5 protein-coding genes and 1 pseudogene are annotated in these 5580 nt (G+C 67.0%); 3 read left to right on the plus strand and 3 right to left on the minus strand.

Annotated elements, in window-relative coordinates; all coding sequences use genetic code 11:
* Together Q7T84_RS08855 and flhA are read left to right on the plus strand one after the other, a co-directional pair.
* On the plus strand, positions 1 to 879 hold an 879-nt coding region (locus Q7T84_RS08855), incomplete at its 5' end, for a sigma 54-interacting transcriptional regulator (protein WP_304807869.1).
* A gap of 162 nt (positions 880 to 1041) precedes the next feature.
* Entirely contained in the window at positions 1042 to 3132 is a 2091-nt protein-coding gene (gene flhA, locus Q7T84_RS08860; protein WP_304807871.1) for a flagellar biosynthesis protein FlhA, read from the plus strand.
* Between the two features lie 65 nt (positions 3133 to 3197).
* On the opposite strand, the gene Q7T84_RS08865 is transcribed toward flhA, so the two are convergent.
* Positions 3198 to 3686 (minus strand): GNAT family N-acetyltransferase, encoded by a 489-nt coding sequence (locus Q7T84_RS08865; protein ID WP_304807873.1) that lies wholly within the window; start codon positions 3684 to 3686, stop codon positions 3198 to 3200.
* 496 nt (positions 3687 to 4182) lie between these two features.
* Between Q7T84_RS08865 and Q7T84_RS08870 the strand changes: the two genes are divergently transcribed.
* Positions 4183 to 4584, plus strand: coding sequence for a DUF4282 domain-containing protein (locus Q7T84_RS08870; RefSeq protein WP_304807875.1), 402 nt, complete (start codon positions 4183 to 4185; stop codon positions 4582 to 4584).
* On the opposite strand, the gene Q7T84_RS08875 is transcribed toward Q7T84_RS08870, so the two are convergent.
* Both Q7T84_RS08875 and fliI read right to left on the minus strand, forming a co-directional pair.
* Positions 4581 to 4991, minus strand: a complete 411-nt coding sequence (locus Q7T84_RS08875; protein WP_304807877.1) for a flagellar export protein FliJ — start codon at positions 4989 to 4991, stop codon at positions 4581 to 4583. The two genes, Q7T84_RS08870 and Q7T84_RS08875, sit on opposite strands and share 4 nt — an antisense overlap.
* Positions 4988 to 5580: pseudogene (gene fliI / locus Q7T84_RS08880) on the minus strand (flagellum-specific ATP synthase FliI); the annotation flags it as partial. The gene Q7T84_RS08875 and the pseudogene fliI, both read right to left, overlap by 4 nt.

A 5580-nucleotide genomic window follows, 5' to 3' on the forward strand; every position in this document is an offset into this window, starting at 1 on the left:
AAGTCACGTCGCTCCACCAAGGCCTTCATCTCGGTCAACTGCGCGGCCATCCCCGAGAACTTGCTGGAAAGCGAATTGTTCGGTCACGAGAAGGGCGCCTTCACCGGCGCTGTCGCGCGCCGCATCGGCAAGTTCGAGGAAGCCAACGGCGGGACCCTGCTGCTCGACGAAATCTCCGAGATGGACGCCCGCCTGCAGGCCAAGCTGCTGCGCGCCATCCAGGAGCGCGAGATCGACCGGGTCGGCGGCTCCAAGCCGGTGAAGGTCGACATTCGCATCCTCGCCACCTCCAACCGCGACCTGGCCCAGGCCGTGAAGGACGGGACCTTCCGCGAGGACCAGCTCTACAGCTTGAACGTCGAGAACCTGCGCCTCCCGCCGTTGCGCGAGCGGCCCGGAGACGTCGTCGCCCTGGCCGAGCACTTCGTGCGCAAATACGCCAAGGCCAACGGCACGCTGGAGCGCCCGCTGTCGGCCGAGGCCAAGCGCCGGCTGGCCACCCATCGGTGGCCGGGCAACGTCCGCGAGCTAGAGAACGCCATGCACCGCGCGGTGCTGCTGGCCATCGGCCCGGAGATCGAGGAAAGCGCCATCCGCCTGCCGGACGGTCAGCCCCTGACCGCTCCTGATCCCGCCGCCCGCACCGCCCAGACCGCGGCCGGCGCCGCCGAGGCGGCCACCCGCGCCTTCGTCGGCCAGACCGTGGCCGACATGGAGCAGCAGCTGATCCTCGACACCCTGTCGCACTGCCTGGGCAACCGGACCCACGCGGCGAACATCCTTGGCATCTCGATCCGCACGCTGCGCAACAAGCTGAAGGAATACAACGAGGCCGGTGTCGCGGTGCCGGCGCCGCAGATGGGCGCTAGCGCAGCCTAGACGAACGACCTCTCCCTTCGGGGAGAGAACGGGTGAGGGGGCGACGAAGCCGCCCGACTCATCCAGAACGATACTGGAGCGGCGCTTGGCGCCGTGCTCGCCGAATGCGAGCTCCCCTCACCCCAACCTCGCCCCCTGAAGGGGAAGAGGTGGAGACCGAAGATGTCGGACTCGGCACTTTCATCATCGGACCGCCCCACCCCGCGCGAAATGCTCGGCTGGTTGATGAAGGGCGAGGTCGCGCTGGCGCTCGGCGTCATCGGCATCGTCCTGCTGCTGATCCTCCCGATCCCGCCGTTCATGCTGGATCTGTTGCTGTCGATCTCGATCACCTCCTCGGTGCTGATCCTGATGACCTCGCTGCTGATCAGGCGACCGCTGGAGTTCACGGCCTTTCCGACCGTGCTGCTGGTCACCACCCTGTTCCGGCTGGGGCTGAACATCGCCTCGACCCGGCTGATCCTCGGCCACGGCCACGAGGGCGCCCACGGGGCCGGCAAGATCATCGAGGGCTTCGGCAACCTGATGATGGGCGGCAACTTCGTGATCGGGGTGATCGTCTTCGCGATCCTGGTGATCGTGAACTTCGTCGTCATCACCAAGGGTTCGGGCCGGATCGCCGAAGTCGCCGCCCGCTTCACCCTGGACTCGATGCCCGGCAAGCAGATGGCCATCGACGCCGACCTGTCGGCCGGGCTGATCGAGGAAGAGGAAGCCAAGAAGCGCCGCAAGGAGCTGGAGCAGGAGTCGACCTTCTTTGGGGCCATGGACGGCGCCAGCAAGTTCGTGCGCGGTGACGCGGTCGCTGGCCTGATCATCGTCGCCATCAACATCATCGGCGGCATCCTGATCGGGGTGGTGCAGCACAAGGTTCCGGTCGGCCAGGCCGCAGCGACCTACACCCTGATGACCATCGGCGACGGCCTGGTCAGCCAGATCCCCGCCCTGATCATCTCGATCGCCGCCGGCTTCCTGGTGTCGAAGGCCGGCGTCGACGGGTCGGCCGACAAGGCCCTGGTCGCCCAGCTCGCCATGAATCCAATCGCGCTCGGCATGGTCTCGGCCTCGGCCGGCATGCTGGCGCTGATCCCGGGAATGCCGATCATTCCGTTCGCCGCCCTGGCGGCCGGCGCCGGGTTCCTCGCCTGGAAGCGATCCCAGGATGCGGCTAGGCCGGCGCCCATCGACATCGTGCCGACCGGGCCGGCCCAGGAACAGGAAGAGCCGATCAGCCAGTCCCTGGCGATCGACGAGATCAAGATCGAGCTTGGCTACGGCCTGCTACCGCTGATCAACGACCTCGAAGGCCGCCGCCTGACCGACCAGATCAAGGCGCTGCGCCGGACGCTCGCCACCGACTTCGGCTTCGTCATGCCGGCGGTGCGGATCCTCGACAACATGCGCCTGCCCTCCCAGGGCTACATGATCCGCATCAAGGAGATGGAAGGCGGCGGCGGCGAGGTGCGGCTCGGCTCGTTGATGGCCATGGACCCCTCCGGCGGCCAGGTGGAGATCCCCGGCGAACACATGCGCGAGCCGGCCTTCGGCCTGCCCGCCACCTGGATCGACGAGGCCCTGCGCGAGGAGGCCACGTTCCGCGGCTACACCATCGTCGATCCGGCCACGGTGCTGACCACGCACCTGACCGAGATCCTGAAGGAGAACATGCCGGATCTGCTCTCCTACGCCGAGGTCCAGAAGCTCCTGAAGGAACTGCCGAGCGAGCAGAAGAAGCTGGTCGAGGACCTGATCCCCAGCGTCGTCTCGGCCACCACCGTCCAGCGCGTGCTGCAGGCCCTGCTGCGCGAACGGGTCTCGATCCGCGACCTGCCGGCGATCCTGGAAGGCATCGGCGAGGCCGCCCCGCACACCCAGTCGATCACCTTGCTGGTCGAGCAGGTGCGCGGACGCCTGGCCCGCCAGCTCTCCTTCGCCCATCGCGGCGAGGACGGCGCCCTGCCGATCATCACCATGTCGGCGGAATGGGAAAACGCCTTCGCCGACGCCCTGATCGGGTCCGGCGACGACAAGCAACTGGCGCTAGCGCCTTCACGGCTTCAGGACTTCATCCGGGCGGTGCGTGACAGCTTCGAACGCGCGGCCTTGGCCGGCGAAAGCGCCGTCCTGCTCACCAGCCCGCAGATCCGCCCCTATGTCCGCTCGATCATCGAGCGCTTCCGCGGCCAGACCCCGGTGCTGAGCCAGAACGAAATCCACCCGAAGGCGAGGCTAAAGACCGTGGGTTCGATCTAGCCTGGGCATAGGCCCGCGCCGATCCATCCCCAAGCGGTCAGCGAAGCTGACTGATGGGGAGCCCCCTAGCCCATCGGCTTGGCGAAGATGAACTGCGGCCCATGGCCCTCTTCGTGGCGGGCTCCGGTGTCGATGAAGCCGATCTTTTGATAGGCGACGATGGCCGGGGTGTTGCGAGCGTTCACGGCCAGCATGAGCTGGGGCTGCACCGGCCGCTCGCGGGCGAACCACTCCTCCAGCAGCGCGATGCAACGACGTCCGACGCCCTTGCCCTGCAGACCTGGCCGGACCCTGAAACTGTGCAGACTGACCGTGCCCGGCGGCGCCCAGGGCGGGCGACGCAGACCCTCGCGCAGAACGAAGAACCCCACGATCTCGCCGGACGGCTCCAGGACCGCGAAGCCCTGCTCCAATCCGACCGCGTCGCTTTCGTTCAACCGACCGAACACCTCGTCCAGACTGCCGGCGAACTCTTCCTGCTCAGGCGGCAGATGGATGACCTCCACCACCTCACGATCGGCGCCAGAGATCGGCTCCAATCTCCAGCCAGTCACGTCCAGTGTTCGTGTGTCGTCTCCCATGTGAAGGAGGCTAACACGCATTCTGCGAGAAATGTCAGGCGGCTCAATCAGATCGTTTGATTGGCCGCGTCGCTGAACTGAGCCCAAGCTTGACCATAGGCTGCGCCTCGCAGGCTTGAGAATCGGTTTGCCCGCACACCGAGGTGACCTCCGTTTACGACGCCCCTGATATGGGCATCGTTTGCGGCGCCGGGCGGCCTGGTGACCTTAGCAACCGCCGAATGGGCCTCCGCCAAGACGGCGATCTAGAGGCCAAGCCAGGTCTGGTGATGAGCCAAAACGCAGACGGGCTTGCGTTCGGTTCGGATTTTGTCGCCTTCGCACAGCAGCGTTTCGGCGCGCGTGGCGGGCCTGACCGGCAAGCTCACGGCCGGGCCGGATCGTCAGGAGCGTTGCAGCCCGGCGTGTCGGCTGATAGCGGTTTGGCCTATGGCGCGGTCACTGTTGGCCGCTAGGCGTTGGATTTCGAATGCGGCCACCTGCTTCCAAGACCCGGCGCGGCCCGGGGGGCTCGATCCTCTGGGATCTGCTGACCTTCGAGCGGCTGATGACCAATCAGGTCATCCATCTGATCTATTGGGCGGGCCTGGGCATCATCGCCCTGATCGCCTTCGGCACGGTCGGGGCCGCCGTCGGGGTGGCCTTGCGCGAGGAAAGCTGGATCGGGGTGCTCCTAGCGATCCCCGTCCTGGTCGCCGGCCTGCTCGTCGTGGCGGGCTTGGTGCTGCTATGGCGCTCGTTCTGCGAACTCTATGTCGCCCTGTTCCGTCTCAGCGACGACCTGCACGCTCTGCGCCAAGCGGCCGACGCCGACCAGGTGCAGGCGCCTGCACCGCGCACCGCCGCTCCCGGCGGCGCGCCGCTGAACTAGCCTCGCGCGGCCATTCGCAGGCCAAGTTCGTCCAAGGCCGCAGTCTCCTGGCGAGCAGTTTCCTTGGCCCTGGCCATGCGGATGCCCTGGGCGACCTGCTCGTATTTCTTCTGTTCCTCGAAGGCGAGGGCCAGCGCGTCGCGCGCGCCGGCCTCCTCGATTTGGATCTGGGCGATGTCGGCCTGGATCAGCGCCCTGCGCGTCCGCAGCCCTTCCAGAAAGCCGAGCTGATACCAGCCATGCTCGGCGTCGCGCCGCGCGTTTTCCGCCTCGGCCTCGCCCTCGGCGGCCAGCATCACCAGCTTCATCTCCGCCTGGACCCGCCGATCGGCGATCTCGCCCAGACGCTTCTGCAGGACCTCGACCTCATAGGCCGAGAGTTTGACCAGGGACTGCGCCCAGCTCATGCGGTTCCACCCATCAGAATTTGAGCGAGACTGTCAAAGCTCGCCTCCAGGCTTGTGGCCTCGTCCTTGTCCTGGGCGAGGAAGGCCTCGAGCGCGGGATTGAGCTCGATGGCGCGGTCAACGGTTGGATCGGCGCCGGTGCGATAGGCGCCGATGCGGATCAGTTCTTCCATGTTGGCGTAGGCCGACAGCGACTGGCGGGCCAACTTCACGATCTCCCGCTCGTGCGGCAGATGGCAGCCCGGCATGGTCCGGCTGATCGACTTCAGCACATTGATCGCCGGGAAGCGGCCACGCTCGGCGATGGCGCGCTCCATGACGATGTGGCCGTCCAGGATCCCGCGCACGGCGTCGGCGATCGGCTCGTTGTGATCATCACCGTCCACCAGCACGGTGAAGATGCCGGTGATCGGTCCCGCCGTCGTGCCATCTGGGCGGATCGGACCCGGGCCCGCGCGCTCCAGCAGCTTCGGCAGTTCGGTGAAGACGGTCGGCGTGTAGCCCTTGGTGGTCGGCGGCTCGCCCGCGGCCAGGCCGATCTCGCGCTGAGCCATGGCGAAGCGGGTGACGCTGTCCATCATGCACAGCA

This window comes from Phenylobacterium sp. (genome assembly GCF_030654915.1).
GTDB lineage: Bacteria > Pseudomonadota > Alphaproteobacteria > Caulobacterales > Caulobacteraceae > Phenylobacterium.